At 64.0% G+C, this 26,439-nt stretch carries 23 protein-coding genes and 1 other RNA gene; 5 read left to right on the top strand and 19 right to left on the bottom strand.

Going from position 1 to position 26,439, the window contains the following annotated elements:
• Positions 1-4 precede the first annotated feature (4 nt).
• The 3 genes from T5B8_RS09115 to T5B8_RS09105 all read left to right on the top strand — a co-directional run bounded on the left by T5B8_RS09115 (position 5) and on the right by T5B8_RS09105 (position 3,378).
• Positions 5-937: a hypothetical protein gene (locus T5B8_RS09115; RefSeq protein ID WP_353178136.1), complete on the top strand. Its 933-nt coding sequence runs from the start codon at positions 5-7 to the stop codon at positions 935-937.
• A gap of 108 nt (positions 938-1,045) precedes the next feature.
• Positions 1,046-2,329, top strand: coding sequence for a glycosyltransferase (locus T5B8_RS09110; protein ID WP_353178134.1), 1,284 nt, complete (start codon positions 1,046-1,048; stop codon positions 2,327-2,329).
• Positions 2,326-3,378: a glycosyltransferase family 2 protein gene (locus T5B8_RS09105; RefSeq protein WP_353178133.1), complete on the top strand. Its 1,053-nt coding sequence runs from the start codon at positions 2,326-2,328 to the stop codon at positions 3,376-3,378. The genes T5B8_RS09110 and T5B8_RS09105 overlap by 4 nt, the downstream gene beginning before the upstream one ends.
• Before the next feature lie 27 nt (positions 3,379-3,405).
• On the opposite strand, the gene T5B8_RS09100 is transcribed toward T5B8_RS09105, so the two are convergent.
• Both T5B8_RS09100 and T5B8_RS09095 read right to left on the bottom strand, forming a co-directional pair.
• Positions 3,406-4,194, bottom strand: a complete 789-nt coding sequence (locus tag T5B8_RS09100; protein ID WP_353178131.1) for a polysaccharide deacetylase family protein — start codon at positions 4,192-4,194, stop codon at positions 3,406-3,408.
• Positions 4,195-4,300: 106 nt separating this feature from the next.
• Positions 4,301-5,179 carry a methyltransferase gene (locus tag T5B8_RS09095; protein WP_353178129.1) on the bottom strand — a complete coding sequence of 293 codons (879 nt, stop codon included), beginning with the start codon at positions 5,177-5,179 and terminating at the stop codon, positions 4,301-4,303.
• A gap of 37 nt (positions 5,180-5,216) precedes the next feature.
• Here T5B8_RS09095 and T5B8_RS09090 point away from each other — a divergent pair, with 37 nt between their 5' ends.
• On the top strand, positions 5,217-6,323 hold the full coding sequence (locus tag T5B8_RS09090; protein ID WP_353178128.1) for a hypothetical protein: 1,107 nt from the start codon (positions 5,217-5,219) through the stop codon (positions 6,321-6,323).
• 134 nt (positions 6,324-6,457) lie between these two features.
• Positions 6,458-7,711, top strand: coding sequence for a glycosyltransferase (locus T5B8_RS09085; protein ID WP_353178126.1), 1,254 nt, complete (start codon positions 6,458-6,460; stop codon positions 7,709-7,711).
• Positions 7,712-7,859: 148 nt separating this feature from the next.
• Here the strand turns inward: T5B8_RS09085 and lpxC are convergent, their stop codons facing one another.
• The 17 genes from lpxC to rnpB form a co-directional block, all read right to left on the bottom strand.
• Positions 7,860-8,777 (bottom strand): UDP-3-O-acyl-N-acetylglucosamine deacetylase, encoded by a 918-nt coding sequence (gene lpxC, locus T5B8_RS09080; RefSeq protein ID WP_353178125.1) that lies wholly within the window; start codon positions 8,775-8,777, stop codon positions 7,860-7,862.
• A gap of 277 nt (positions 8,778-9,054) precedes the next feature.
• Positions 9,055-10,200, bottom strand: coding sequence for a cell division protein FtsZ (gene ftsZ / locus T5B8_RS09075; protein WP_353178123.1), 1,146 nt, complete (start codon positions 10,198-10,200; stop codon positions 9,055-9,057).
• A 101-nt stretch (positions 10,201-10,301) separates the two neighbouring features.
• Positions 10,302-11,537, bottom strand: a complete 1,236-nt coding sequence (ftsA, locus tag T5B8_RS09070) for a cell division protein FtsA (protein ID WP_006913126.1) — start codon at positions 11,535-11,537, stop codon at positions 10,302-10,304.
• A complete protein-coding gene (locus T5B8_RS09065) occupies positions 11,521-12,267 on the bottom strand; it encodes a cell division protein FtsQ/DivIB (protein ID WP_353178122.1) in 747 nt (248 codons plus the stop codon). The genes ftsA and T5B8_RS09065 overlap by 17 nt, the downstream gene beginning before the upstream one ends.
• Positions 12,254-13,219 (bottom strand): D-alanine--D-alanine ligase, encoded by a 966-nt coding sequence (locus T5B8_RS09060; RefSeq protein ID WP_353178120.1) that lies wholly within the window; start codon positions 13,217-13,219, stop codon positions 12,254-12,256. Before T5B8_RS09060 ends, T5B8_RS09065 begins: the two co-directional genes overlap by 14 nt.
• Positions 13,216-14,670 carry a UDP-N-acetylmuramate--L-alanine ligase gene (murC, locus tag T5B8_RS09055; RefSeq protein WP_353178118.1) on the bottom strand — a complete coding sequence of 485 codons (1,455 nt, stop codon included), beginning with the start codon at positions 14,668-14,670 and terminating at the stop codon, positions 13,216-13,218. Before murC ends, T5B8_RS09060 begins: the two co-directional genes overlap by 4 nt.
• Positions 14,667-15,770, bottom strand: coding sequence for an undecaprenyldiphospho-muramoylpentapeptide beta-N-acetylglucosaminyltransferase (gene murG, locus T5B8_RS09050; protein ID WP_353178117.1), 1,104 nt, complete (start codon positions 15,768-15,770; stop codon positions 14,667-14,669). The genes murC and murG overlap by 4 nt, the downstream gene beginning before the upstream one ends.
• Entirely contained in the window at positions 15,767-16,918 is a 1,152-nt protein-coding gene (gene ftsW, locus T5B8_RS09045) for a putative lipid II flippase FtsW (protein WP_353178115.1), read from the bottom strand. Before ftsW ends, murG begins: the two co-directional genes overlap by 4 nt.
• Positions 16,915-18,255: a UDP-N-acetylmuramoyl-L-alanine--D-glutamate ligase gene (murD, locus tag T5B8_RS09040; protein WP_353178114.1), complete on the bottom strand. Its 1,341-nt coding sequence runs from the start codon at positions 18,253-18,255 to the stop codon at positions 16,915-16,917. Before murD ends, ftsW begins: the two co-directional genes overlap by 4 nt.
• Positions 18,252-19,334, bottom strand: coding sequence for a phospho-N-acetylmuramoyl-pentapeptide-transferase (mraY, locus tag T5B8_RS09035; RefSeq protein ID WP_353178112.1), 1,083 nt, complete (start codon positions 19,332-19,334; stop codon positions 18,252-18,254). Before mraY ends, murD begins: the two co-directional genes overlap by 4 nt.
• On the bottom strand, positions 19,328-20,710 hold the full coding sequence (locus tag T5B8_RS09030; RefSeq protein WP_353178111.1) for a UDP-N-acetylmuramoyl-tripeptide--D-alanyl-D-alanine ligase: 1,383 nt from the start codon (positions 20,708-20,710) through the stop codon (positions 19,328-19,330). The genes mraY and T5B8_RS09030 overlap by 7 nt, the downstream gene beginning before the upstream one ends.
• A complete protein-coding gene (locus tag T5B8_RS09025; protein WP_353178109.1) occupies positions 20,707-22,197 on the bottom strand; it encodes a UDP-N-acetylmuramoyl-L-alanyl-D-glutamate--2,6-diaminopimelate ligase in 1,491 nt (496 codons plus the stop codon). Before T5B8_RS09025 ends, T5B8_RS09030 begins: the two co-directional genes overlap by 4 nt.
• Complete coding sequence (locus T5B8_RS09020; protein WP_353178107.1) at positions 22,194-23,951, bottom strand: peptidoglycan D,D-transpeptidase FtsI family protein; 1,758 nt, start codon at positions 23,949-23,951, stop codon at positions 22,194-22,196. Before T5B8_RS09020 ends, T5B8_RS09025 begins: the two co-directional genes overlap by 4 nt.
• On the bottom strand, positions 23,948-24,217 hold the full coding sequence (ftsL, locus tag T5B8_RS09015; RefSeq protein ID WP_353178106.1) for a cell division protein FtsL: 270 nt from the start codon (positions 24,215-24,217) through the stop codon (positions 23,948-23,950). The genes T5B8_RS09020 and ftsL overlap by 4 nt, the downstream gene beginning before the upstream one ends.
• On the bottom strand, positions 24,214-25,164 hold the full coding sequence (gene rsmH / locus T5B8_RS09010) for a 16S rRNA (cytosine(1402)-N(4))-methyltransferase RsmH (protein ID WP_353178104.1): 951 nt from the start codon (positions 25,162-25,164) through the stop codon (positions 24,214-24,216). The genes ftsL and rsmH overlap by 4 nt, the downstream gene beginning before the upstream one ends.
• Before the next feature lie 52 nt (positions 25,165-25,216).
• The gene (gene mraZ, locus T5B8_RS09005; RefSeq protein ID WP_353178103.1) at positions 25,217-25,678 is read right to left on the bottom strand and encodes a division/cell wall cluster transcriptional repressor MraZ; all 462 of its coding nucleotides are present in this window, start codon (positions 25,676-25,678) and stop codon (positions 25,217-25,219) included.
• Between the two features lie 383 nt (positions 25,679-26,061).
• Positions 26,062-26,413, bottom strand: an RNA gene (gene rnpB / locus T5B8_RS09000) — RNase P RNA component class A.
• Positions 26,414-26,439 lie beyond the last annotated feature (26 nt).

Below are 26,439 nucleotides of genomic sequence, written 5' to 3'. Positions count from 1 at the left end.
CACTATGCGCGAGAGACTGTCGGCCATCGCCGGGCCCTGCACCAGCGCCCAGACGACGCAACTCGAGCCACTAATCCAGGCCATTCGCGATCGCTTTGGCGCGTCCCTGCTCGCCGTCGTCTACTACGGGGCCTGTCTACGCGACGGCGACCCCTATGCCGGCCTGATCGATTTCTATGTCGTGCTGGACCGCTGCGGGCCACCCGGCCAAAGCCACGTCGGCGCGTTTTTCAATCGGGTTATTCCACCCAACGTCTACTACCTCGAACGCGCGGCGTCCGCCGGCATGCTGCGCTGTAAATATGCCGTGCTCGGCGTGACCCAACTCGAGGCGGGCGCAGCGCGCGGATTTCAGTCGTCCATCTGGGGCCGGTTCGCACAGCCGGTTGCGTTGGTGTATGCGCGCAGCGCAAACGACGGCCAAAGAGTTCGAGCCGCCTGCGGCGAGGCTGTCGTCACGCTGTTGCGTAAAGCCCTGCCGGCCATCGGCGAAACAGGCTCGGCAGCGCACACGTTCGCGGCCGCGCTCGCGTTGAGCTATGCCGGCGAACTACGCGTCGAACGCGCGGCGCGCAGCGCTGATTTCGTTGGCGCCAACGCAGACGAATACGCGCGCCGGCTGGGCCGCGCCGCCGCTCTGCTACCTTTTGCCGCAACCATCGACAACGACGGCACCGTGGTGTGTTCGGTGCCGGCTTGGCGGCGCAGAGTCGCGGCGATCAGCTGGCCGCTGCGGCGAATCGCGGGCAAACTACTATCAGTGCTGCGTCTCGCCAAAGCCTGCTTCACTTTTACCGACGCGGTCGACTATGCCGCGTTCAAGATCGAGAGACACACCGGCGTAGCGATCGACGTAACCGATCGTCTACGCCGCCATCCCCTCATATTCGGCTGGCTGGCACTGTGGCGGGTTTACAAACAGCGCATCCTGCGCTGACACAGTGGCATCATCGTTAACCCGGGATCGACCGAACAGACAGAGTTCGGCTTGCGACGCGGCGGTCCGCCAAACGGCGGACACGATCGAGATCAACACAGTATCCCGATGAATGAAACTACCGATAACACCCTAACGCCTTCTGTCCGAGTGGCCTTTGTACTGCCGGCAATGGCCAGCGGCGGCATGGAGCAGGTCACGCTGACGCTGCTAGAGGCGATGTCCATGCGTGGCTATGACGCCGATCTGGTGCTCGAGCGCAGGCAGGGCGGCTATCTGGATCGGGTGCCGGCCGGGGTGGACGTGATCGAGCTGACGCGCTCGAGCAAGTGGCGCGCTTATACACGACTGATCGGCGCCTGCCCGCGCGAAGGCATCGGCCAGTTGCTGCGCATGCTCTGGCCCGGCCGCCAATATCTACCGATACGGCGGCTGGCATCGCTGGTCGATTATCTGCGCGCGGCGCGCCCCGCGGTGCTGATTGCGGCCCACGGGCGCATGCCGCTGCTGGCGATCTGGGCGCGCGAGATCGCAGCTACCGATACGCGCGTAATTGTTGTGGAACACAGCACGCTATCGCGCTGGCTGGAGATATTTCGCGACCGGCCCGACATGCACCGCCGCTGGCAGTATCGGCGCGACCTGGCACAGCGACTATATCCACGCGCCGACGCCATCGCCGGCGTATCGAACGGCGTCGCCGACGACCTGGCACGCACTGCGCATATCGACCGCACGCGGATCACCACGCTCTACAACCCGATCGTCTCGCCGCGGCTGATCGCGTCGTCCGAGACGCCTGTCAATCACGAGTGGTTCGCCGCTGGCGAACCGCCGGTGATCCTCGCGGTCGGGCGTCTGGTGCGCGAAAAGAACTTCGCCGACCTGATTGAAGCCTTCGCGCTGCTGCGCGCGCGCCAGCAGGCGCGGCTGATGATTCTGGGCGAAGGCCCGGAACGCGCCGCACTTGAAGCCCGGATCGACGCCCTTGGCCTGGGCGCCGACATCGCGCTGCCGGGCTGGGCCGACAATCCCTATGCCTATATGCGCCGCAGCGCGATTTTCGTATTGTGTTCGTTGTTCGAAGGTCTGGGGCTCGTGCTGATCGAAGCCATGGCCTGTGGCTGTCCGGTCGTATCGACCGATTCGCCAAGCGGACCGCGCGAGATTCTGGAAGACGGTCGCTATGGGCCGCTGGTGGCAATGCATGATCCCGGGGCATTGGCTAAGGCCATGGCGGCGACGCTGGATACGCCGCCGGACCCGGTCGCCTTGCGTGCGCGCGCCGACGATTTCTCCGTCGAGCGCGGCGTGGCTGCCTATCAACAACTCATCGCACAGCTAACGGCCACGGCTGCATCTGTCGACCGGCCACCGGAAACCTCGGCATGAGCGCCGGCCGGTCGCCACGGGTCACTGTTTTCATCCCGGCGTACAACGCGCAATCCTATATCGCACAGGCCGCTGACAGCGTGCTCGCGCAGTCCTTCACGGATTTCGAACTGCTGCTGATTGATGATGCCTCGACCGACGACACGCCCGCGATCATGGACGCTTACCGGCGCGATCCGCGCGTGCGAGTAATCCACCACCTTGAAAACATGCAGCGGCCGCGTACCCGCAGCGAAGGCGTGGCACAAGCGCGTGGCGAGTACATCGCACTGCTCGATGCAGACGATCGCTTTATGCCCGATCGTTTGGCCAAACAGGTCGCATATCTGGATACACACCGCCAAATTGATGCGGTCGGCAGCTGGTGGCATCGGATCGATGCCCACGGCCGGACGCTGGCGCCGAAGAAGCGGCGGCGCTATCTTTCACCCGACGCGATCGAGGCCTGGCTGCTGTTTCGCTGCGTGATTCACAACCCGACCGTGATGGCACGCCGGGCGGTGCTGGCCGCGTATCCCTACGATCCTGCGTTTCCGATTGCGGAGGACTACGACGTCTGGGCGCGGATGCTCGGCCACCATCGTTTCGCCATCATGCCGGCGCCGCTGACCTGCTACCGTGAGCACGCTGCCCAGGCATCCACAGCACAGGCCAAGGCCAGCCTGTATTACCGCCAGCGGGTGCAGGCACGACAACTCGAGTCGCTTGGCATCGCATTCAACGATCAAGACCTGCGCTATCACAGCCTGCTGTATACCGGACGCGCGTTGTTTCGCGCGGAAACCGGACACGACATGGACCGCGACTATGTGCGCTGGGCCGGGCAATGGCTTGAGCGCCTGGTGGCCGCCAACGCGAAACAGCGTCGCTATCCGCGACCGGCGTTGTCCCGTCTCACCGCCCGGCTCTGGTGGTTTGCATGCCGCAAGGCGACCAAGCAGGGCGGCGCAGCGGTATGGCGCGATTTCGCTGCCTCGCCGTTGTCTCGCCGGCTGCCGCGGGCTTGGCTGTACGACTTGAGCGACGCCGCCCAACGGCGACAAGCATAGATGCGGTCGACGCACGCACAGGCGTTTTTAAGCCGCTCGCGCTTCGCGCCGCATATGTTTGTGCATCCGCCGCGTAGCCGTGGTCAAGTCGCAGCGTGGGAGATCCAACCGGCGATAAAACGGCACCTTGCTGCGCCAGTTGGGCTGTTCGGTGAGATACGCGCGCCGATACCCCGCCGCAGCCGTCGCCCGACGCACCCGATGGTCGGTATCGCCATACGGATAAGCCAGTGCCGTGACGCGAGCGTCGATCCATTCCTCGAGTTGAGCCCGGCCGTCGACGAGTTCCGTATCCAGTTCGGCATCGGTCGTATAGCGCAGGTCCGGATGGCTGACCGTGTGTGCGCCGATGGTAATCAACGGGTGCGCGGCCAGTTCCCGAAGCTGATCGAGCGTGAGGTAGGCTGCCGTCAATTCTTGGGCGGTCGTCCCGCAGGCGCGCATGAGTTCGCGCAGGTGCCCTGCGCGGGTCGCCAGATCCATGTGCTTTAACTTGGCACATAGGGCTGCGAATAGCGCTTCGGGTGAGCTATTGGCGATACACAGGCGCGCCAGAGTTGTCGCGGCGGCATCGCCTGTTATCGCCGCCTGCGCGGCCACGCGCTCCGCCGGCGGATGCGTTTTCGCGACGAAGCCGGTCGTGACGAAAACGGTCGCGGGCTTTGCGTGTTTTTCGAGGATCGGCAGCGCCGTGAATAGATTGTCGGCGTAGCCGTCGTCAAAAGTCAGGGCGCACTGCGGACCCATACGTGCGAGGAACGCATCAAGATTGGCCGGGGCCACAGAGGTCACGCGCTCAGCGCTGATTGGCGGCATCGACGCTGGGTCGACGATCGCGTGTCCATAATAGATCATCTGTTTCGCAGCGCTGTTTTTTGCCATTGAAATGCCGCCTTACGCGTCAACCGAACCCAGCCGCAATCTATTTTTGCCAGATACGGGTATGCAATACCGCCTTGAACCTATCGACACGACTATCCAGCATGTAGTCGTTGGAATGGTGGACCAGTTCGCAGCCGTGCTTTTGCATAACTTTATCGATGGGCGGGTAGAAGAAATTGGAGTTGGCCACGAGATATTTGTAGGAGCGGCCGGTCGACAGTTTTTCTAGGCGTTTCACCAATTTCAACAGCTTCTTTTCTCGGCTCTTCTTCTTCTGGTCACGAAACAGGTAGTTGACGCTGTTGAAAAAACAGGTACACAAACGCTCGCTGTCCAGCTTGGGCAGCCGCTCGCGCAGCAGATCATATTCGTTGGTGTCGACATCCATCGCATAATAATAATCAAACAGGCGCGCACCGAAACGTTTTTCCGCCGCATGGCGTGCCGTGTCGAAATCGATGCCGATCGATTTAATATGCGGATAACAAGCCTTAACCGCCTTCGTGAACGTGCCAACGCCTGAGCCGTAGTCGACGATCCAGTCGATCGCATTCCAGTCGATATACGGATCGCAGTAAACAAGGAAATCGACATAGGCGGCGTAATTGATCTCCGAGCCCAGGTCCCAGGGATCATCGACCAGCGTATACAGCAAGCGACATTCGTCGCGGCTGATATCGCGATTGTTATGGTACGCGTCTAAGATGTCGGCATTCGGTCTGACATTCATACAGGAACCTAGCTTAGCCGTGCCACACACGCCGATGGCCGGCCGCTTTATTCGAGCCCGCGACACACGCAGAAGGCAGGCCACGGTGGGTTTGTATTTTCGATAGCGAATTGTAAGCCTTCGCATCCAGCGTTGTGCGATATCTTGCCCACCGTTGCATGTCGATGGATCGCGCAGCGAGGCGCACACACGCTATCGGCGCGGTTCTCGCCAAGGAAATTAGGTCATGTTTTTCGTTCGTGACTCGTCGAAGACTTCGCTCGGTTCCGGCGGCTATCTGCGATCACTTCAGATAGCCGAGATTGTGGCGCAGGCGTCTCATTCACTGGTCGATTTCTCTCAATGCGCGCTGACTCCGACGACTCGATCGGGTCGTTTTGAACGCTGGCAGATCATGCGTCGACTCAGTGCTCGGGCCGATGTGGGCGACAGCGGCGATCGATCGCGCAACAAGAAAACCGCGATGGGATACAAACTCATCGGTGAGCTCATGGACTCGGTGGCGCGCGTCGATGCCTTCATATGGGAGCGTACGCAGCGCCACGGCGGCCTGGCCGCGGCGCGCGAGCGTGGGATTCCCACCGTCGCGGTCGGGCACAACCTGGAGTCGCTGGTGCCGACCGAAACGCTTTTGTATTCCGATGGCGGCTTACACGACCGGTTCGCCGCCGAATGCGGCCAACTTGCGCTAGCGGATCACCGGGTCGTGATCTCAAGCCGTGACCAGTGGCTTCTCGCATTGTTCGGAGTCGAATCAATCGTGCTGCCCTACCATCCGCCGCAGCACCGCCTGCACGCGCTGCGCCAGGTCCGGGCCCGCCGCCAGCAGCCGGGCCGCCACAAGCGCGTGCTGATCATGGGCAATGCGATGTATCCGCCCACGTACGAGGGCATGCGCCATCTGTTGCAGGTGCTGATCGGCGGGGGGCTGACCGGCGGCGCGACCAGCGTCGACGTCATGGGCTTTGGCGCCGAACGGCTGGCGGCCGACTGTACCGGCGACGGCATCGTCTTCCACGGTGCGGTAAGCGACGTCCACATGTTCAACCTGATGACGACGGCCACGGCCGCGATTGTTTATCAGAAGACCGGCACCGGTGCGCTTACGCGAATTCCCGATTTCCTCGCCGCCGGCCTGCCGGTACTGGCCAATCCATGCGCTGCACGCGCGCATGAACACCTCGAAGGTGTTCATCTTTTCCACGACGACGCTGACTTGGTGGGTGTGGTCGAGTCGCTTGATACCCAGGCGTTGCCGGCTGAGCCGGCATTTCCCGAACGAGCCGCGCAACGTTTCATCGCGTGCCTCGAACAAGGCGGTTGCAGGAATTAGTCGATTGTCGCCGCGGCCTGTTGTGATTTATCCGCGATACCATTCGGTCGCATGCCGGGCTAACAAATACCGGCGCATCGAAGCATGATGAATACTGCACCATAGCCATGGGTCATCGATTGGGCGCTGCGGAGTTGGACACTACGACAGGGATAGGACCGGATGACGGCGCCGACGCGCGCATGCATATCGCGGTCTATATACCGACGCTGGCCGGCGGCGGTGCGGAGCAGTCCATGCTAAGACTCGCCGAGACGCTCGCTGAACGCGGGCATCTGGTCGATTTACTTGTCAATCGGCGCGCGGGCGCGCATGCCGACCGTTTACCCAACGGCGTGCGACTAGTGGAACTTGCGCGCCACGGCAAGCTGCGTGGCCGTCTGGACGCGCTACGGGCGTATCCGGGCGACACGGCCGCGCTGCTGCGCCCGGTGCTGCTGGCGCGCACGCCGGTGATGACATTGCGCTATCTGCCGGGGCTCGCTTCGTATCTGTCGCGCGCGCAGCCCGCGGTACTCGTGTCGGCCCTGTTCTATGCCAACCTGCTCGCGATATGGGCGCGCCGGCTGGCACGCGTGGATACCCGCCTGATCGTGACCGAGCATAACAACTTGTCGCGCCGAATCGCGCAGGGGCGAACCCGCAGCGCCGAGCGTGCTCGCTGGCGTTATCTGCCGGAACTGCTGGGCCGCGTCTATCCGCGCGCCGACGCAATAGTGGCCGTATCCAACGGTGTTGCCGATGACTTGGCCGAGATCACGCAACTCGATCGGGCAGCAGTGCATACCATTCATAATCCGGTCGTGTTCCCGGAGCTCCCCGAGCGGGCTCGAGAACCCGACGACCATCCCTGGTTTACCGCCGGTGCGCCGCCGGTCGTATTGGCCGCGGGGCGTCTCGAAGCCCAGAAGAATTTTGCGCTGCTGCTCGACGCGGTCGCCGTAGTCCGACGGCAGCGCCCGTTGCGACTGATGATTCTGGGCGAAGGCAGTCAGCGCGATGCGCTCAGCGCACAGGCCGAGCGCCTGGGCATTGCCGCCGATATCGAACTACGCGGCTGGGTGGGCAATCCGTATGCCGCCATGAGCCGGGCTGCAGCGTTCGTTCTGTCGTCGAACTGGGAAGGCCTCGGCAATGTGCTGATCGAGGCCATGGCCTGCGGCTGTCCGGTCGTCGCAACCGACTGCCCGTCGGGGCCGCGCGAGATTCTAAACCACGGAGAACATGGCCGGCTGGTACCGATGAACGACGTAACTGCGCTAGCGGACGCGCTAAATGCAACGCTGGATGCGCCGGTACAAGCGGATCGATTACGCGACCGCGCGGAGGCGTTTTCGACCGCAAAGAGCGCAGACCGTTATCTCGCACTCATCGACCAAATTGCCTGACCGTTAAGACGGCGACGAAACGCCGCGGCCGGTCATCGCGAACCCTTTATCGACTCGGACTCATGCCTAGCTGGCACGGCTTAGCAAGCCGGTGACGCCTGCCATCGACAGCTATCGCGCCGGATTCGTCTCGCCGCTTAAAACTTATTCACGCCGCGATAACAGGGCGGGCGTTTATATATGAGATAGGCGACTCCTCGATGTCGTCGTAAGTAATCTCTTCCCAGGCTTTCTCGTCCGATAGCAAGGCGCGCAGCAATTTATTGTTGAGCGCGTGGCCGGACTTGTAGCCCGAATAGCTGCCGATCAGGCCATGACCGAGCAGATAGAGATCCCCTATGGCGTCGAGAATCTTGTGGCGCACGAATTCGTTGTCGTAGCGCAGCCCATCGGCGTTGAGCACACGGTAGTCGTCGAGCACGACCGCGTTGTCCATGCTGCCGCCGCGGGCGAGATTATTAGAACGCAAAAATTCGATATCGCGCATGAACCCGAAGGTGCGTGCACGGCTGACCTCTTTCACGAACGAGGTCGTGGAGAAATCGACTGTCGCTGACTGGGTATCGGAATCGAAAGCCGGATGATCGAAGTCGATACAGAAGCTGACCTTGAAACCGTCGAACGGATCGAAGCGGGCCCACTTATCGTCTTCCGTGACCTGTACCGAGCGCTTGATACGAATGAACTTCTTGGGTGCATCCAGCTCCTGAATGCCCGCCGACTGAATCAGGAATACAAACGGCCCGGCGCTGCCATCCATGATCGGCAGTTCATCCGAGGACAGTTCCACAATGGCGTTGTCGATGCCCAGTCCCGCCATGGCCGAAAGCAGATGCTCGACCGTCTGTACGCGAACGCCGTCGTTCACTAGCGTGGTCGCCAGCGTGGTATCGCCGACCTTGAAGGCGTCGCCGCGAAACTCCTTCATGGGAGAACAGTCGGTGCGACGAAACACGATGCCGCGATCCGCTTCTGCCGGACGAAGCGTCATGTAGACCTTCTGACCGGTGTGCAGGCCAACGCCGGTCGCCCGGATGGGATTCTTCAAGGTGCGTTGTCTAAGCATCGAGTTCTTGTCCTTGTGGCGGTTCAGTCATGCTCGGCGCGCCATGTCATAAAGCCGTCACCTAACGGTTCGATACTTTATTCACAGTGGCTTAATTTCGCCTTAACTCGCCGCGTCCTGATCCTGCTTGCGCCCGAAACTCGAAAACGCCCGGTCGCAAAGCCGCTTAGATTAACATAGGGATGCCGGTTGGCAGCGCACGGCTACCGCCAACCGGCACACGTTCGGCTGCCGCCGGCCCGAAGGCCGGCATGGCAGACGCCCTGCACCCATGCCTTTAGTCGGCCTGGTTACGCAGGAAAGCCGGCACGTCGAAGTAATCCATATCGACCGCGGCGTTCTCACGTGAAGACTGCTGCGGACGATTGCGGATCACGGTCGGACGATCCAGATCTTCGTAGCGCATCTGGCCACCCGCGTCGCGCTTGACCGCACGGATGGTTTCGCGCTCTTCGGCCTGCTGGCCAAGACCCGTGGCCACCACGGTCACGCAGATTTCGTCACCCATGCTCGGATCTTCGGCCATACCGACGATGACTTCGGCGTTGTCCGCGCCCATATCGGCGATGACTTCGTTGACGATCTGGAACTCGTGGATACCCAGATTCTCGTCGCCGGAGACGTTCACCAGCAGACCCTGGGCACCGTGCAGGCTCAGATCATCCAGCAGCGGCGAAGCCAGTGCGGCTTCCGCGGCTTCGCGGGCACGATCGTCGCCGACGGCCGTTGCGCGACCCATCATGGCCATGCCTTGTACCGACATCACACGACGCACGTCGGCAAAGTCGACGTTGATGACGCCCGGACGGGTGATCAGGTCAGAGATGCCCTGCACCGCGTTATGCAGCACGTTGTTGGCCGCCTGGAAGGCGTTCTTCAGCGTGGTGGCCTTGCCGAGTGCGGTCAGCAGCTTTTCGTTCGGGATCACGATCAGCGAGTCGACGTAACGACCCAGTTCCTCGATACCCTGCTTGGCAATCTCCATGCGACGACCGCGCTCGAACGGGAACGGCTTGGTCACAACAGCCAGGGTAAGAATACCCATTTCGCGGGCGATCTCGGCCACGACCGGTGCCGCGCCGGTACCGGTGCCGCCGCCCATGCCGGCGGTGATGAACAGCATGTCCGCGCCTTCGATGGATTCACGAATACGATCGCGATCCTCTTCGGCGGCCTGACGGCCGATGGCCGGGTCTGCACCAGCGCCCAGGCCGCGGGTGACGTTCATGCCGAGCTGTACGAGCACATCGGCATCGCACCGTTCCAGATGCTGGGCATCGGTGTTGGCACAGATGAAATCAACGCCTTCGATGCCGCCGTTGACCATCTGGTTGATGGTGTTACCGCCGCCACCGCCGACGCCGATGACCTTGATGATGGCCTTGTCGGTCTTTTGATCTGCAAATTCAAATACTTCTGGCATGATGCACCTCTATCTTGGTTGCCGTGCTTTTTCCTTGCGGAAAAACCTTTTGTATCGGGGCCGGCGACTGCCGGCTCATCCGACGTTGATCGAACGTGTCTTTAGAAATTCCCCTGGAACCAGGCCTTCATCCGCTCCCAGACCTGCGCAAACGAATTATCGTTATTGGAAACGTCGATTCCCGGCCGGGGCTGGGAACGATTACCGAACTCGAGCAGACCCACGCCAGTGGCATGGATCGGATTCTTGACCACATCGGAGAGCCCCTGCACGCGTTGCGGCGTGCCCAGACGGACCGACATATGAAAGACCTCTTCGGCCAGGTCGGTCAGCCCTTCCATCTTCGATGACCCGCCGGTAATCACCACGCCGCCGGCCAGCAGATCCTCGAAGCCGGAACGCACCAGCTCCTTGTGGATGAGCATGAACAGCTCTTCGTAGCGCGGCTTGATGACCTCGGCGAGCGTATAACGCGACAGCCGCCGCGGCGGGCGCTCGCCCACGCTGGGCACCTCGATCGCGTCGTCGTCCTCGATGAGCTCCGGCAAGGCACAGCCGTAACGGATCTTGATGCCTTCCGCATGCTGGGTCGGCGTACGCAGGGCCACGGCGATATCGTTGGTCACCTGGTCGCCGGCGATCGGAATCACCGCCGTATGGCGAATGGAGCCATTCACGAACACCGCGATATCCGATGTACCGCCGCCGATATCCACCAGGGCCACGCCCAGATCCTTTTCGTCGTCGGAGAGCACCGCATAGCTCGAGGCCAGCTGTTCCAGCGACAGCTTGGAGACTTCCAGGCCGCAGCGAGCCACGCATTTCTGGATATTCTGGGCCGAGGTCACGGCACCGGTGACGATATGGACCTTGGCTTCCAGGCGTACGCCGGACATGCCGACCGGCTCCTGAATGCCTTCGTTGTCGTCGACAGCAAATTCCTGCGGCAGCACGTGCAGAATCTTCTGATCGGCCGGGATCGCCACCGCACAGGCGGCATCGATGACGCGCTCGATATCCGATTCGGTGACTTCCTTGTTACGCACCGCCACGATGCCGTGCGAATTCAGCGAACGCACATGGGCACCGGAAATACCGCAATGCACGGACTGAATCCGGCAACCCGCCATCAGCTCGGCTTCCTCGACCGCGCGGCGAATGGAGTCGGTGGTCGATTCGATATTGACCACCATCCCCTTTTTCATGCCGCGCGAGGGCGCACTGCCCAGACCAATGATCTCGAGCTTGCCCTCGTTCACCTCGGCGACGATACAGGCGACCTTGGAGGTCCCGATATCGAGGCCGACGACGAGATTCTGGTCAGGCCGCTTGCTCATCACCTTTCTCCTGATTGCCGGTCGCGGCACGCGTGCCGCCGACTGCAAAACCGTCGCTATAGCGCAAATCGACATAGCCGGCCTCGGCCAGTCGGCTGCGCGCTTGTTCATCGCCCAGCGCATAGCGCACGAAGCGCTGTACACGGGCATCGATATCGTCACGCCCCAGACGCAGTTCCAGGGCATCGGCCAGCTGCGCGCTCCACGAGCCGCGCGCGTCGAGCGTGAGACTTGCCAGCTCGACATCATGCGCGGCCAGCGTCCTGGCCAGCTTGCGATATCGGTTGTAGACCTTCAGACCCGCGGTATCGGGCCCATCGAGTTGCACCAGCCCCGTCGGGCGCGTCTGTGCCGAGGGTGTGAAAACCTGACCGTCCTTGGCAAGCACGCCCTGCTCGCCCCACAGGGCAACCGGCTCATGCTCACTCACGCGCACGACCACGCCATCCGGCCAGTGTCGCGAAACCTTGACTTCGCGCAACCAGGCCAGATTACCGAGTTTCGCCTGCAGCCCTTCCAGATCCACCTCGAAGAACGAGGCATCCAGATACGGGGCAGCAATTTCGGCGATCCGATCGTCGCTGACATGCACGGCATCGCCGCTAATATACAGGTGTCGAGTGGCTTCGCCTTCGGGTTTTATCCCTTGCCAGGTACAGGCCGCCACCCCCAGCAGCAGCCCAGCGCCCAGCAGGGCGTCCCGCCAGCGCTTGGGTTCACGCCAGTTCATTGTCTTTCTCCTGATTGGGCGTCGTGAGCGTGGCTGCGAGAATGCGCCACACCAGTTCGTCGAAATCCATTCCCGCCGCGCGCGCGGCCATCGGCACGAGCGAATGCGAGGTCATGCCGGGAATGGCGTTGAGTTCCAGAAACCACGGCTGGCCGGCGGCATCGAGCATGAAATCCACACGGCCCCAGCCACGCGCGCCGGTAATTTCGAATGCGCGTAGCGCCAGGCGCTGCAGTTCTGCCTCGCGGCCCTGTTCGAGATCGCAGGGGCAGTGATAGAGCGTGTCGTTGGCGACGTATTTGGCTTCGTAGTCGTAAAAGCCACTCGAGGGCTCGATATTGATCAGCGGCAACGCCCGCCCGTCGAGAATCGAAGCCGTATATTCGGGTCCGTCCACGAACTGTTCAGCCATGACCTCGCGGTCGTACTTCGCCGCCGCCGCGCGGGCTGCGTCCAGATCCTCGATGCGCTCGACCTTGCTGATGCCGATGGTCGAGCCTTCATGCACGGGCTTGACGATCAGCGGCAGCCCGAGCGCTTCGACCACGGCCTTGGAATCCGTGCGCGCATCCAGCAGGCGATGGGCGGGCGTGGGAATACCCTGAGCGGCCCACAGTGCCTTGGTCCGCACCTTGTCCATGGACAACGCGCTGGCCAGCACACCGCTGCCGGTATAAGGCAGACCCTGGAGTTCCAGCGCGCCCTGAACCACGCCGTCTTCGCCGCCGCGCCCGTGGAGGGCCAGCCAGACGCGATCGAAGCCTTCCTCGGCCAGGCCCAGTACGCGGCGCTGGTCGACATCGATAATCGTGACATCGACACCACGCCGTTGCAGGGCCGCACCGACGGCCGCGCCCGAATCCAGCGATACCGCGCGCTCGGCCGACCAGCCGCCCATCAATACGGCGACACGGCCGAACGCGCTTGCATCGGTAATACGCGAATTGCTCATGTCGTTGTTTCCTTGAAAGTACGTGCCATCTGCTGGGCCACGGCGCCGATGTCGCCAGCACCGAGGGTGAGCAGGACATCGCCCTCGCGTACCACGCCGCCCAGCACGTCGCTGAGCTGATGCACGTCGTCGACGAATACCGGGTCGACCTTGCCGCGTGCACGCACGCCACGTGCCAGCGCGCGACCGTCGGCACCGGCGATCGGATGCTCGCCCGCGGCATAGACTTCGCAGAGCACGAGCACGTCCAGTTCCGCCAGCACCTGGCAGAAGTCGTCGAACAGATCGCGGGTCCGCGAGAAACGATGCGGCTGGAATACCACCACCAGCCGGCGATCGGCCCAGGCATTACGGGCCGCGCTGATAATGCTCACCAGTTCGCGCGGGTGATGGCCATAGTCGTCGACCAGCAGCACCCGCTGGCCGGCAAGCACGATCTCGCCATGCACTTCACAGCGCCGACCGATGCCCGCGAACTGCGACAGCGCCTGGCCAATCGCGGCCATGTCCACGCCCAGCTCATGAGCCACGGCCGCCGCTGCCAGCGCATTGAGCACGTTGTGCTTGCCGGGCAGATTGAGATGAACATCGTGACCCGGCTCACCGGCACGGCGCAGCGTAAACCGCGTACCCGTGCCGTCGAACGCCAGGTTTTCGGCCATGATGTCGGCGTCGTGGTCGATACCGTAGGTCACGATCGGCCGGCCGACATCGGCCAGAATCGAGCGCACCACCGGATCGTCGGCACACAGCACGGCCAGCCCGTAGAACGGCAGGTGGTGCAGGAATTCCACGAAGGTTTCGGTCAGGCGTGAGAACTCGCCGCCATAGGTTTCCAGGTGATCGGCATCGATATTGGTGACGATCGCCATCATCGGGGTCAGAAACAGAAAGCTGGCATCCGATTCGTCGGCCTCGGCGACCAGATACGGCCCCTCGCCCAGGCGCGCGTTGCTGTTCGCGCCCAGCACCTTGCCGCCGACGATGAAGGTCGGATCCAGCCCGCCGCCGGCCAGCAGCGCCGCGACCAGGCTGGTGGTGGTGGTCTTGCCGTGCGTGCCGGCCACGGCGATGCCATAGCGGAAACGCATCAGCTCGGCGAGCATTTCCGCGCGCCGCACCACCGGCACGAGCCGTTCATGCGCGGTGGCGACTTCCGGATTGTCCTCGGCCACCGCGGTGGATACGACCACCACGTCCGCGCTTTCGACATTCTCGGCCGCATGGCCGATGAATATCTTTGCGCCCTGCGCCGCCAGCGCCTGGGTGGTGACGCCGTCCTTGATATCGCTGCCGGTCACGGCGTAGCCGAGGTTGAGCAGCACGCTGGCAATACCGGCCATGCCGACGCCGCCGATGCCGACCATATGCACCGTGCGCACGCGCCGCATCGGCCGCTCGGCCAGCGGCTGGAAGTCGCCGTTGCTGCTACGTCCGTCGGGGGCAATCATGCGGCCTCCATGGTGTCGAAGCAGGCGGCGACGATATCGTCGGTGGAATGCGGCCAAGCCACGCGCCGCGCCGCTTCGGCGCGATCGCGCAGGGCGTTGCGATCGGCACACAGGCGCTCGATTTCCTCGGCAAGGCGCTCGACACTCAATTCGGACTGATCGACGAGCGTGGCCGCGCCGGCATCGACCAGATACTGGCCGTTGGCGCGCTGGTGATCGTCCACCGCGTAGGGATAGGGCACCAGCAATGCCGCCACGCCGGCCGCCGCCAGTTCGGCCACGGTCAGTGCGCCGCTGCGACAGATCACCACGTCGGCCCAGGCATAGGCTGCGGCCATGTCGTCGATGAACGCGCTCACGTCGGCCTCGACACCGGCCTGAGCATAGGCCGCCTCGGCCTGCTCGAGCGTACGTCCGGCCTGGTGGCGTACCTGCGGGCGTTTGTCGGCCTCGATACGCGCCAGTGCCGCCGGCACGCGCTCGTTGATCGCCAGTGCGCCGCCGCTGCCGCCGAGTACGAGCAGACGAATCGGGCCCTGGCGATCCGCAAACCGCTCATCGGGTGTCGGCAGATCGAGAATTTCTGCGCGTACCGGATTGCCCACGCTACGGGCCTTGTCGCCGGCAAATGTATTCGGAAACGCCTGCAAAACGGTGGTCGCCATGCGCGCCAGCAGGCGATTGGTCAGGCCGGCCGCGGCATTCTGTTCGTGGATGAGCAACGGCCGGCCGGTCAGGCGCGCAGCCAGACCACCGGGGCCTGCGGCAAAACCGCCCATGCCCACCACCAGCTGCGGGGCCACGCGTCGTACCACGCCCAGGGCCTGCAGGCAGGCACGGGCCAGACGCAGCGGCGCGGCCAACCACGACAGCATGCCCTTGCCGCGCAGACCGGCCACGTCGATCGTATGCAGGGTCAGGTCGTTAGCCGGCACCAGCCGTGCTTCGATGCCCGCGGCCGTGCCCAGCCAGCTCACCTGTACGCCGCGCGCAATCAGCGCCTTGGCCACGGCCAGCGCCGGGAACACATGGCCACCGGTACCGCCGGCCATGATCAGCACGTGTGGCGTGTTCAGCGTGTGGCTCGCGGACGCGCTCATCGGGCGCCTCCTTTTTCCGGGACACGGGTTTCCATGTCGACCCGGATCAGCAGCGCACAGAGCACGCACATCATGACAAGACTGGAACCGCCATAGCTCATCAGCGGCAGCGTCAGACCCTTGGTCGGCAGCAGCCCCATGTTCACGGCGATATTGAGAAACGCCTGCAACACCAGCCAGCTGGACATGCCGTAGGCGACGAAGCCGGCAAACAGCTGATCCGCCACGATCGCGCGGCGCGCAATGACGAAGCCGCGCCAGACCACGGTGGCGAACAGCCCGATAAGCACCACCGTGCCGATCAGGCCGAACTCCTCGGCATAGATGGCAAAGAGGAAATCGGTATGGGTTTCCGGCAGATACAGCAGCTTCTGAACCGAATTGCCCAGCCCCACGCCGGCGATCTCGCCGCGCCCGATCGCGATCAGCGACTGGGTGAGCTGAAAACCGCTGGCATAGGGATGCGCCCAGGGGTCGGAAAAGCTCAGCAGACGCGCGAGGCGGTACGGCGACGACAGCACCAGCCCCACCACCGCGGTGCCGGCCAGGCTGCCGAGCACGAGCAGATAGGTCAGGCGCGCGCCGGCCAGAAAGAGCACGATGGCGGCGACCGCGACCATCACGGCAGCAGCACCGAAGTCCGGCTCGATGAGCAACAGAAAACTCGCCAGCGCCATGAAGAACATGGGCCGGAACAACCCGCCCCAGCTGGTGGCGAGTTCGGTCTGGCGGCGGGCAGCATAGCCGGCCACGTACAGAATCAGGCAGAAGCGCGCCGGCTCGGAGGCCTGCATGGCCACCGGGCCAAGGTCGATCCAGCGCCGCGCCCCGTTGACCGCATGGCCGATACCGGGAATGAGCACGATCAACAACAACAGCAGGCCGATCCCCAGCAATGTGAAGGTATTGGCCTGCCACACACGCATCGGCACGTGCAGCACGATAAAGCCGGCCACCAGACCGATCAGCGCGAACACGGCCTGACGGTAGAAAAAGTACATCGGGTCGTCGGTCAGGCGATCGGCGACCGCGACCGAGGCCGAGCCGACCATGACCAGACCGATACCGCCGATCAGCGCGAGCGCGACCAGCAACGCGGTGTCCGGACGTACCCGCGGCAGTTGGATGGTCTGCAACGCGCGGATCATGCCGCCAACTCCTGTACGGCAGCGACGAAGCACTCGCCGCGGTGCATGTAATTGTCGAATTGATCGAAGCTGGCACAGCCCGGCGAGAACAGCACGGTGTCGCCGCGCTCGGCCTGATTCGCGGCCGCGCGTACGGCCTGTTGCAGCGTATCGACCCGCTCGACGGGGACATAGGCGTCGACCGCGGCCGCGATCGTGTCGCGATCCTGGCCATACACGATCACCACCCGGGCCTTGTCGCCGGCGAGTGGGCCGAGCTCAGCGAAGTCCGCGCCCTTGGCCTGGCCACCGGCGAGCAGCAGCACCGGCGTATCCATGCCGGCCAGCGAGGCCATCATGGCGCCGGGATTGGTGCCCTTGGAATCGTTGATCCAGCGCACGCCGTCGATTTCGGCAACGGTTTCGCAGCGATGCGGCAAGCCGGCAAAGCGCGTCAGGCCACGGCGAATCACCGCCTGGTCGATGCCGGCGGCCTCGGCCAATGCCCACACCGCGAGCGCGTTGAGCTGGTTATGACGCCCGGCCAGGCGTAGTTCGTCGCAGGCCAGCCACGGCTGATCGCCGCGTGCGAGATAGCGTGCATCGGCCGTATCGAGCAGGCGATAGTTCGCCTGCGCTGCCACGCCGAAGCGCAACACACGGGCCGAGCCGGTTTGCATGGCCGCCACGCGGGCATCGTCCGCATTGATCACGGCCACTTCGGCCGCGGCGAAAATACGCGCCTTGAGGTCGGCGTAGTGCTCGAGCGAGCCATGCCGGTCGATATGATCGGCGCTGATGTTGAGCACGGTTGCCGCGCGCGCGGCCAGCCGGTGCGTGAGCTCGAGTTGAAAACTCGACAGCTCCAGCACATAGAGTTCGATCTCGTCGGCGAGCAGATCCAGCGCCGGCGTACCGAAATTGCCGCCGATGGCGTAATTCAGACCCGCGGCCTGCGCGATCTCGCCCATCCAGGCGGTGACCGTGGATTTTCCGTTGGAACCGGTAATCGCGACCACCGGTGCATCGACGACCTGGGCGAACCATTCGATATCGCCCACCACGTCCAGACCGCGCTCGCGCGCGGCGACGATCAGCGGCTCGCGCAGATCCACACCCGGCGACACCACGATATGGGTCATGCCTTCGAGCAGCATGGGATCGAGTTCGCCCACGATCAGGCTCGCCTTGGGGCAATGTTCGAATAGCGCCGGCGCGCCCGGTGGCTCGTCGCGGCTGTCCACCACCCGCACGCGCGCGCCACAGGCGCTGGCAAAGCGTGCGGCCGATACGCCCGACACACCGCAGCCAACCACCAGCACGGCGGCGTTGGCGAGTTGTTCGCGCAGGCCACTCATCGGATTTTCAACGTGGACAAACCAATCAGGACCAGCACCAGCGTGACGATCCAGAATCGCACGATGATCTTGGGCTCGGGCCAGCCCTTGAGTTCGAAATGATGGTGCAGCGGCGCCATGCGAAACATGCGCTTGCCGGTGAGTTTGAAGGTCGCCACCTGCAGAATCACCGACACGGTTTCGGCGACGAAAATGCCGCCCATGACCACCAACACCAGCTCCTGGCGCACGGCCACGGCCACCACGCCCAGTGCGGCGCCCAGCGCGAGCGCGCCAACATCGCCCATGAACACCTGGGCCGGATAGGCGTTGAACCACAGAAAGCCCAGCCCCGCACCGCCGATCGCGGTACAGAAGATCGACAGCTCACCCACGCCCTCGATATAGGCAAAGCCCAGATAGTCGGCAAACTGCACGTTGCCGGCCACATAGGCGAAGATCGCCAGCGCCGAGGCCACCAGTACGCAGGGCATGATCGCCAGCCCGTCGAGGCCATCGGTGAGGTTGACCGCGTTGCTCGAGCCCACGATCACCAGATAGCTCCACAGGATATAACCCGCGCCCAGCGGCACCGACACATGCTTGAGCATGGGAATGAGCACGCTGGTTTCGGCCGCACTGGTCGCGCCCAGATACAGCCACAGTCCGGCGGCAAGGCCAACCAGACTCTGGGCGCCATATTTCGCTTTTGCCGACAGACCCTTGCTGTTGCCGAACTTGAGCTTGCGGTAGTCGTCGACGAAACCGATCGCACCGAACGCGGCGGTCACCAGCATCACCAGCCACACCCAGCGGTTGCCCAGATCGCCCCACAGCAGGGTCGCCACCAGCACGGCGGCGATGATCAGGGTGCCGCCCATGGTGGGCGTGCCGGCCTTGACCAGATGGCTTTGCGGGCCGTCGTCGCGCACGTGCTGACCGATCTGATGAAAGGTCAGCTTGCGAATCATGATCGGGCCGAACACGAACGAAAACACCATCGCCGTGAGCACGCCCAGAATCGCGCGCAGCGTAATGAACTGGAAAACACGAAAACCGCTGTGCAGCGGTTCGAGCCATTCGGCAAGGAACGTCAGCATGACACCCCCGCCCTGGCATTGTCTTCGACAGCCAGCGCATCGACCACACGATCCATGCGTGCGCTGCGCGAGCCCTTGATCAGCAAGGTCGTATCGCGCTGGCGTACCGACAACGCGGTTTCCAGCGCCGCGATCAGCTCGCCGTGGTTGGCAAACCACTGCGCGCCCGGACCAAAGGCTTCGGCCGTCAGCCGGCTGAGTTCGCCGGTCACCCAGAGCCGTTCGATGCCCGATTCGCGCGCTGCCCGGCCGGCATCGCGATGCGCCTGTTCGGCCTGCTCGCCCAGTTCGGCCATATCACCGAGCGCGGCCCAGCGCGTACCGCGCTGCTGGGCCAGCCAGCCCAGCGCGGCTGCCAGCGAATTGGGGTTGGCGTTGTAGCTGTCGTCGATCAGACGCGCGCCGTGGCGCCCGGCAATGATCGTCATTCGCCCGCCCACGCCGACCATCGCCGCCAGCGAGCGCGCGATCAGATCGGCGTCGAGATCGATCGCGCTGGCCACGGCCGCGGCCGCCAGCGCATTGCTGATGTTATGCGCCCCAGCCAGCGGCAGCACGACATCGGCCGCGCCGGTGGGCGTATGCAGGGTAAAACGGCTGCTGTCGGCTTCGAGTTCGATATCGCTGGCGAATACGTCGGCCTCCGCACGGGCATGGCGCGCAAATACGACCCGCGCGCGATCACCGGCGAGTTCGTGCCAGAGCGGTGCGAAATCGTCATCGCCGTTGATCACGGCAATACCGTCGGCCGCCAGGCTCGAGAACATTTCGCCCTTGGCCCGGGCCACGCCCTCGCGGCTGCCAAAGCCTTCGATATGGGCCAGGCCGGCATTGTTCACCAGCCCGACGTGCGGGCGGGCAAGCTCGGACAGCATGGCGATATCGCCTGCGTGCGAGGCGCCCATTTCGATGACGGCACGGTTGATGCTGTCGTTGAGCCGCATGAGCGTAATCGGCACGCCCAGCTGATTGTTCAGATTGCCTTCGGTGGCGAGCACCGACCCGGCCTCACCCAGAATCGCGGCCAGCATCTGCTTGACCGTCGTCTTGCCGTTGCTGCCGGTCACGCCAATCACCGTGCCGCTAAAGGCCTGACGCGCAGCTGCGCCGGCCTGCTGCAACGCCTTCTCGACATCGGCGACCTGCAACTGCGGCAACGGCGAATCGACCTCGCGGGCAACCACCGCGCCGGCGGCGCCGAGGCTTGCCGCCCGGGCAACGAAATCGTGCCCGTCGACGCGCGTGCCCGGGAGGGCGAAGAACAGCGCATTACGCTCGAGCCGGCGCGTATCGATACTCGCGCCGACGTACTCGGCGTCGTGACCGTGCAGGGTCGCGCCCAGTGTCTGTGCTAGTTCGGACAGGCGGCCGTTCATAGCGCCTCCAGCACGGTGCGCGCGACCACGCGGTCGTCGAACGGACGTCGTGTATCGCCGGTCTGCTGAGTGGTTTCATGGCCCTTGCCGGCAATGAGCACGACATCGCCAGGCTCTGCAGCCTGGATCGCTGCGGCAATCGCGGCCGCGCGGTCGTGCTCGATGGTGACCGGCGCATCGGCATGCATGCCGGCACGGATGGCGTTCGCGATCACAGCCGGGGCTTCGCTGCGCGGGTTGTCGTCGGTAATCCAGATGCGATCAGCCGCTTCGGCCGCCGCGCCCATGAGCGGGCGCTTGCCGGTGTCGCGATCGCCGCCACAGCCGAATACGCACAACACGCGGGCCTGCGCATGCGCGCGCACCGCGGCAATCGCCTGGGTCAGCGCGCCCGGCGTATGGGCAAAATCGACCACCACCATCGGCTGGTCATCGCGCCAATCCACGCGCTGCATGCGCCCGGGCACCGTCGTCAGGCGTGCAAGTACCGCCGTGGCACGCGCGAACGCCACGCCACGAGCCAGCAGCACGGCCAGTACCGCGGCCAGGTTCATGGCATTGAAACGCCCGACCAGCATGCTTTCGACATGTGCCCGACCCCAGCTGGTATCCAGTGTCAGCGCGAGACCGTCGATACGGGTTTCGACCGACGCGATACGCACATAGCGCTCGGCCAGAGCGGCCATATCGCCATGCCCATAGACGACCGGCATGACGGCGTCGGCCAGCGTGGCCAGCCATTGCCGGCCATAGGCGTCGTCCCCGTTGAGTACCGCGACATCGAGGCCGTCGAAGGCGAACAGCCGCTGCTTGGCAGCCGCATAGGATTCGACATCGCCGTGATAATCCAGATGATCGCGCCCGAGCTGGGTGAGCACGGCCACGTCGAAGTCCACGCCATCCACGCGATACTGATCCAGCGCATGCGAGGACACTTCGAAGGCCACCGCGTTGGCATCGGCCGCGGCCAGACGCGCCAGCCAGTCCTGGACGCCGACCGGATCGGGCGTGGTGTGGGTCGCTTCGGTCAAGTCGTTGGCAAAACCGAGGCCGAGGGTGCCGATATAGCCACAACGCTCGCCCAGCGCCTCGATGGCCTGCGACAACAGCCAGGCACAGGAGGTCTTGCCATCGGTGCCGGTAATACCGGCCACGAACAACTGCTGCGACGGCTCGCCATAAAAGCGCCCGGCAATACGGCTGGCCTGCCGCGCCAGCCCGTCGACACGGACATTGGCGATATCCAGCGCCGGCGCACGCCCGCGATCCCAAACGACGGCCGCAGCACCCGCCGCGATCGCGTCATCGACATAATCCAGCCCGTGACTGCGCGTGCCCTGATAGGCCAGAAACACGCCATCGCGCGCGACCTGGCGGCTATCGATCGCCACGCTGTCGATATCCACGTCCGGCACGTCGTTGGCCAGTCCGGCAAGCAGACTGGCCAAGGGCTGACGCGGCGGCTGTACAGGCGCAAGCGTACTCATGTGCCTGCCCCCTTGCCGCGGCGATCGGCCGAGGCCGTCAACACGCTGGGATTGTCCGGCGGCACGCGCAACAAACGCAGCGCATCGCGCATGACCGCAGAAAACACGGGCGCGGCGACCGCCCCGCCGTAGTAGGCATCCTTCTTGGGCTCGTCGAGCATGACCAGCGTCACCAGCGCGGGTTTTTCGGCCGGCGCCATGCCCACGAACAGCGCCTGATGGCGATCGGCGTTATAGCCCCCGCTGCCGGCCTTGCGGGCGGTGCCGGTCTTGCCGGCCACCCGGTAACCGGGGATCGCGGCCCGCGTCGCGGTGCCGGCCGGCGTGATCACACCTTCCAGCAGGTGGCGCATGGTGCGCGCCGTTTCGGGCTTGAGTACACGCTTGGGCGGCGCATGCATATCCGCGCCGTCGCCTTCGATCAGGCGCAGGCTGCGCAGCATGCCGTCATCGGCAATCGCGCCGTAGGCACGGATGAGCTGGAACGCGGTCACGGCCAGGCCATAGCCATAAGAAGCAGTCGCCGTCTCGACGTTATTCCACTCGTAGAAGTCCTTGAGCACGCCAAAGCGCTCGCCCGGGAAACCGCTGCCGGTGATATCACCGAAGCCGAAATCGTTATAGGCACGCCACACGCCTTCGGCGCCCATTTTCAGGCCGACATGGGCGGCGCCGACGTTGCTGGATTTCTGCAGGATCTTGGCGAAGTCGACATCGCCGTAGTTGCGGAAATCCTTGACCGTCAACCGGCCGACCATGAACCAGCCCTTGGTATGGATCACGTCATCGGTATCGAACAGGCCGCTATCCAGCGCCTTGGCCAGCAGCAGCGGCTTGACCGTGGAACCCGGCTCCATGACATCGGTCGCCGCGCGGGCGCGTACACCGGAGGGGTCGATGGAATCGCGATCATTCGGGTTGAAACTCGGATACGAGGCCACCGCGCGCAATTCGCCCGTGGTCGGATCGAGCATGACCACCATGCCGCCCTTGGCATTGTTCTTGATGACCGCGGCCTTGATATGGCGATACGCCAGATACTGCATGCGCGAGTCGATGGTCAGACGCAGTTCGCGGCCGGCCTGCGGCGGCTGGAACTCGGCCAGATCCTCCACCACGCGGCCGACGCGATCCTTGACCACGCGGCGGCTGCCCGGCTCGCCGTGCAGATACTCGTCGCGATTGAGTTCGAGGCCTTCCTGGCCACGACCATCGATATTGGTCATGCCCACGATCTGGGCCGCCGCTTCGCCGGCCGGGTAATAGCGTTTGTATTCGCGCTGCAGGAACACGCCCGGCGCATCGACCGCCATCACGGCCCGCGCATCCGTGGGCGCGAGCTGGCGGCGCAGATACAGAAACTGCCGGCTCTTGTAGCTTTCCAGACGGCTACGCAGCTCGGACACCGGCATGTTCAGTTCACGCGCGAGCGGAGCGATCTTGTCCGGCGCTTCTAGCACCGCACCGGGCACCGCCCAGACCGATTCGGTGGGCGCGGACAGCGCCAACGGTTCGCCGTTGCGATCCTTGATCTCGCCACGCCCGGCCGGCACCGACACGGTGCGCAGATGGCGCTTGTCGCCTTCCTTGGTCAGAAATGCCTGGTCGAGCACCTGCAAATCGAACGCACGGCCGGCCAGCACCACGGCAAAAACGGCGAACAACGATAGTACGAACCAGCCACGCCAGCGCGGCGGCGCGGGCGGCGTATTGCGTTTCGCGCGCTGACCGCGCGGCTGATCATGCCGGCTCATCGCTTGGACTCCAGCACGACATACTGGCGCGGCTGCACCATGCCCAGATCACGACGGGCAACCTGGGCGACGCGGTCGGGATTGGCCCAGGCGCTTTCCTCGAGCTGCAGCTGTGCCCATTCGGTGGACAGCTTGTCGCGCTCGACACGTTCGACCTGGAGCTCGTGGGCCATTTCGCGGGTCTTGTGCTTGGCCTGGACGACCGCGACCGCGCTTACCAGAATGGCCAGCGACAAGGCGCCAATCGTGAGTGCCTGCCGGCTCATGACGACACCTTCGGGGCGTGGGTGCGCTCGGCGATACGCAGAATGGCGCTTCGGGCGCGGGCATTCGTCGCCAGCTCCTGCGCATCGGCACGTACGGGCTTGCCGATTTCGTGCAGCGCCGGTTCATGCGCCGGCGCCATGGGTACGGGCGGCGGCGCGGGACGCGCCTGGGCGCGAATGAATCGCTTGACGCGCCGATCCTCGAGCGAATGAAAACTGATCACGGCTAGACGCCCACCCGGCGCGAGCACATCGAAGGCGGCATCGAGGCCGCGCTCGAGCGCGCCGAGTTCGTCGTTGACATGCATACGAAAGGCCTGAAACGTGCGCGTGGCCGGATGCACCCGTTTGCCGGCCGCCACACGCGCCGGAATGGCACTGGCCACGATTGCCGCCAGACGGGCCGTATCAGCAATCGGTGCGTGCGCGCGAGCATCCAGAATCGCAGCCGCGATGCGTCCCGCCATCGGCTCTTCGCCATAGCGCTTGATCACGGATGCGATCTCGCCGTGGCTGGCGGTATGCAGCCAGTCGGAGAGCGGCCGACCGGCGTCGGGGTTCATGCGCATATCGAGCGGTCCCGCATGCCGGAACGAAAAACCACGCTCGGCGACATCGAACTGGGGTGAGGACACACCCAGATCGAAGAGCACACCGTCGATATGGCCGGCCAGCCCCAGCGCCTGTACACGTTCGCCCAGTTCCGCGAAGGAGGCACGTACGAAGGTAAAGCGCGGGTCGCGCTCGGCGAGCGCCCGGGCATGGCGCTCGGCGTCCGGGTCCTGGTCGAAGGCAATCAGCCGGCCGGCCTCGCCCAGCTGGGCGAGCACAGCACCACTATGGCCGCCGCGCCCGAAGGTGGCATCCACATACACGCCATCCGCGCGCAGGCCGAGGCCCGCCAATGCGGCGTCGAGCAGTACCGGTTGATGTTCGGCCTGCGACATGTGGGCAGCGATCCTCATGGCTTTTATGAACGGCGATGTTTGATGAAGGGGGTCACAGGCTCAGGTCCATCAGCACATCAGGCAGCTCGCCACTGGCGGCGTCCTGTGCCAACTGGGCAGCGATATCGGCCGAACGCGCCTGATAGGTGGCTTCGTCCCACAGCTCGAAGAGATTGCCCATGCCCGAAAGCACGGCCTTGGATTCCAATTGCGCATAGGCGCGCAGATTCGACGGCAGCAACAGGCGGCCCTGCTTGTCCATGTCGACATCGCGCGCGTTGCCAATCAGAAAACGCTGGATATTTCTCACCTTCGGATCGAGCCCGCCTTTCGCCAGCAGCTTGTTCTCAAATGTCTGAAATTCGGACAACGGGTAGATCAGCAGGCAGCCATCCCAATGCTGGGTCACGACAAGCCGGCCCGCGCAGTCGTCGACCAACGACTGGCGATACGACGCCGGGATCGCAATACGACCCTTGGCATCGATAGTGACCGGATGCGACCCCTTGAACACGCTGCGGCCTCATTATCGCCGTTGAACCACTTTGCCCCACTTCCTACCCCTCGGCGCCACTATAGGCAGCGCCGCTTTCGGGTGTCAAGCAAACAGCGGATGGCAAAAAAACCCAGCAAAACAGTGCTTTCTGACGCCTTCCCAGCCCGATTTGGGACGAAAATCGCGGTTCTTATTTTGTTTTGTTTTTTAGGGTTTTAGCGGTTCTAGCTCGACGATTTTATGAGCCGACAGGGCCCGCCGGCCCTTGTAATGCCATAAAAATTGACGAACGGGGGATAGGTGGCGTGCGCAAACCGGCGCGCGATTTGCGCAGGTGGGGCGTGAGCCCATGCTTGGCGCAAACCGTCGACTGGCAGACATCGTCGGATATCAGAAAAGAGGTTCGGAGCCGGCCGATAAGCCGGGTTCTGTCGTACGCAATCATTCATCTGGGACATGCGTCGCCACATGCCTCTTGCGACCTACCCGAGGACTGTGCGGGCCGCACGTCGTCCTCCTATTTGGTCTTGCTCCGGATGGGGTTTACCGTGCCGCGAACCGTTACCGGACGCGCGGTGCGCTCTTACCGCACCGTTTCACCCTTACCTGGCTCGCGAACGAGCCATCGGCGGTCTGCTTTCTGTTGCACTTTCCGTAGGCTCACGCCTCCCAGGCGTTACCTGGCATCCTGCCCTGTGGAGCCCGGACTTTCCTCCGTGCCCATGTGGGCACCGCGATTGCGTGGCCGGCTCCGAGGGCGAATTCTAGCACCCGTGGCT

This window comes from Salinisphaera sp. T5B8 (genome assembly GCF_040361255.1).
GTDB lineage: Bacteria > Pseudomonadota > Gammaproteobacteria > Nevskiales > Salinisphaeraceae > Salinisphaera.
The sequence above is the reverse complement of the archived record's forward strand: the minus strand, read 5'-3'. Positions and strand labels throughout refer to the sequence as shown.

What these genes read in the sequence shown, in the direction of transcription:
- T5B8_RS09100 (WP_353178131.1), bottom strand. Translation starts at nt 4,194, where the DNA reads ATGCCGCCAATCAGCGCTGAGCGCGTGACCTCTGTGGCCCCGGCCAAT.
- T5B8_RS09115 (WP_353178136.1), top strand. Translation starts at nt 5, where the DNA reads ATGCGCGAGAGACTGTCGGCCATCGCCGGGCCCTGCACCAGCGCCCAG.
- T5B8_RS09090 (WP_353178128.1), top strand. Translation starts at nt 5,217, where the DNA reads ATGTTTTTCGTTCGTGACTCGTCGAAGACTTCGCTCGGTTCCGGCGGC.
- murC (WP_353178118.1), bottom strand. Translation starts at nt 14,670, where the DNA reads ATGATTGCCCCCGACGGACGTAGCAGCAACGGCGACTTCCAGCCGCTG.
- murD (WP_353178114.1), bottom strand. Translation starts at nt 18,255, where the DNA reads ATGAGTGGCCTGCGCGAACAACTCGCCAACGCCGCCGTGCTGGTGGTT.
- T5B8_RS09110 (WP_353178134.1), top strand. Translation starts at nt 1,046, where the DNA reads ATGAATGAAACTACCGATAACACCCTAACGCCTTCTGTCCGAGTGGCC.
- murG (WP_353178117.1), bottom strand. Translation starts at nt 15,770, where the DNA reads ATGAGCGCGTCCGCGAGCCACACGCTGAACACGCCACACGTGCTGATC.
- T5B8_RS09060 (WP_353178120.1), bottom strand. Translation starts at nt 13,219, where the DNA reads ATGAGCAATTCGCGTATTACCGATGCAAGCGCGTTCGGCCGTGTCGCC.
- ftsW (WP_353178115.1), bottom strand. Translation starts at nt 16,918, where the DNA reads ATGATCCGCGCGTTGCAGACCATCCAACTGCCGCGGGTACGTCCGGAC.
- T5B8_RS09065 (WP_353178122.1), bottom strand. Translation starts at nt 12,267, where the DNA reads ATGAACTGGCGTGAACCCAAGCGCTGGCGGGACGCCCTGCTGGGCGCT.
- T5B8_RS09020 (WP_353178107.1), bottom strand. Translation starts at nt 23,951, where the DNA reads ATGAGCCGGCATGATCAGCCGCGCGGTCAGCGCGCGAAACGCAATACG.
- mraY (WP_353178112.1), bottom strand. Translation starts at nt 19,334, where the DNA reads ATGCTGACGTTCCTTGCCGAATGGCTCGAACCGCTGCACAGCGGTTTT.
- ftsZ (WP_353178123.1), bottom strand. Translation starts at nt 10,200, where the DNA reads ATGCCAGAAGTATTTGAATTTGCAGATCAAAAGACCGACAAGGCCATC.
- rsmH (WP_353178104.1), bottom strand. Translation starts at nt 25,164, where the DNA reads ATGTCGCAGGCCGAACATCAACCGGTACTGCTCGACGCCGCATTGGCG.
- ftsA (WP_006913126.1), bottom strand. Translation starts at nt 11,537, where the DNA reads ATGAGCAAGCGGCCTGACCAGAATCTCGTCGTCGGCCTCGATATCGGG.
- ftsL (WP_353178106.1), bottom strand. Translation starts at nt 24,217, where the DNA reads ATGAGCCGGCAGGCACTCACGATTGGCGCCTTGTCGCTGGCCATTCTG.
- T5B8_RS09030 (WP_353178111.1), bottom strand. Translation starts at nt 20,710, where the DNA reads ATGAACGGCCGCCTGTCCGAACTAGCACAGACACTGGGCGCGACCCTG.
- T5B8_RS09105 (WP_353178133.1), top strand. Translation starts at nt 2,326, where the DNA reads ATGAGCGCCGGCCGGTCGCCACGGGTCACTGTTTTCATCCCGGCGTAC.
- T5B8_RS09025 (WP_353178109.1), bottom strand. Translation starts at nt 22,197, where the DNA reads ATGAGTACGCTTGCGCCTGTACAGCCGCCGCGTCAGCCCTTGGCCAGT.
- lpxC (WP_353178125.1), bottom strand. Translation starts at nt 8,777, where the DNA reads ATGCTTAGACAACGCACCTTGAAGAATCCCATCCGGGCGACCGGCGTT.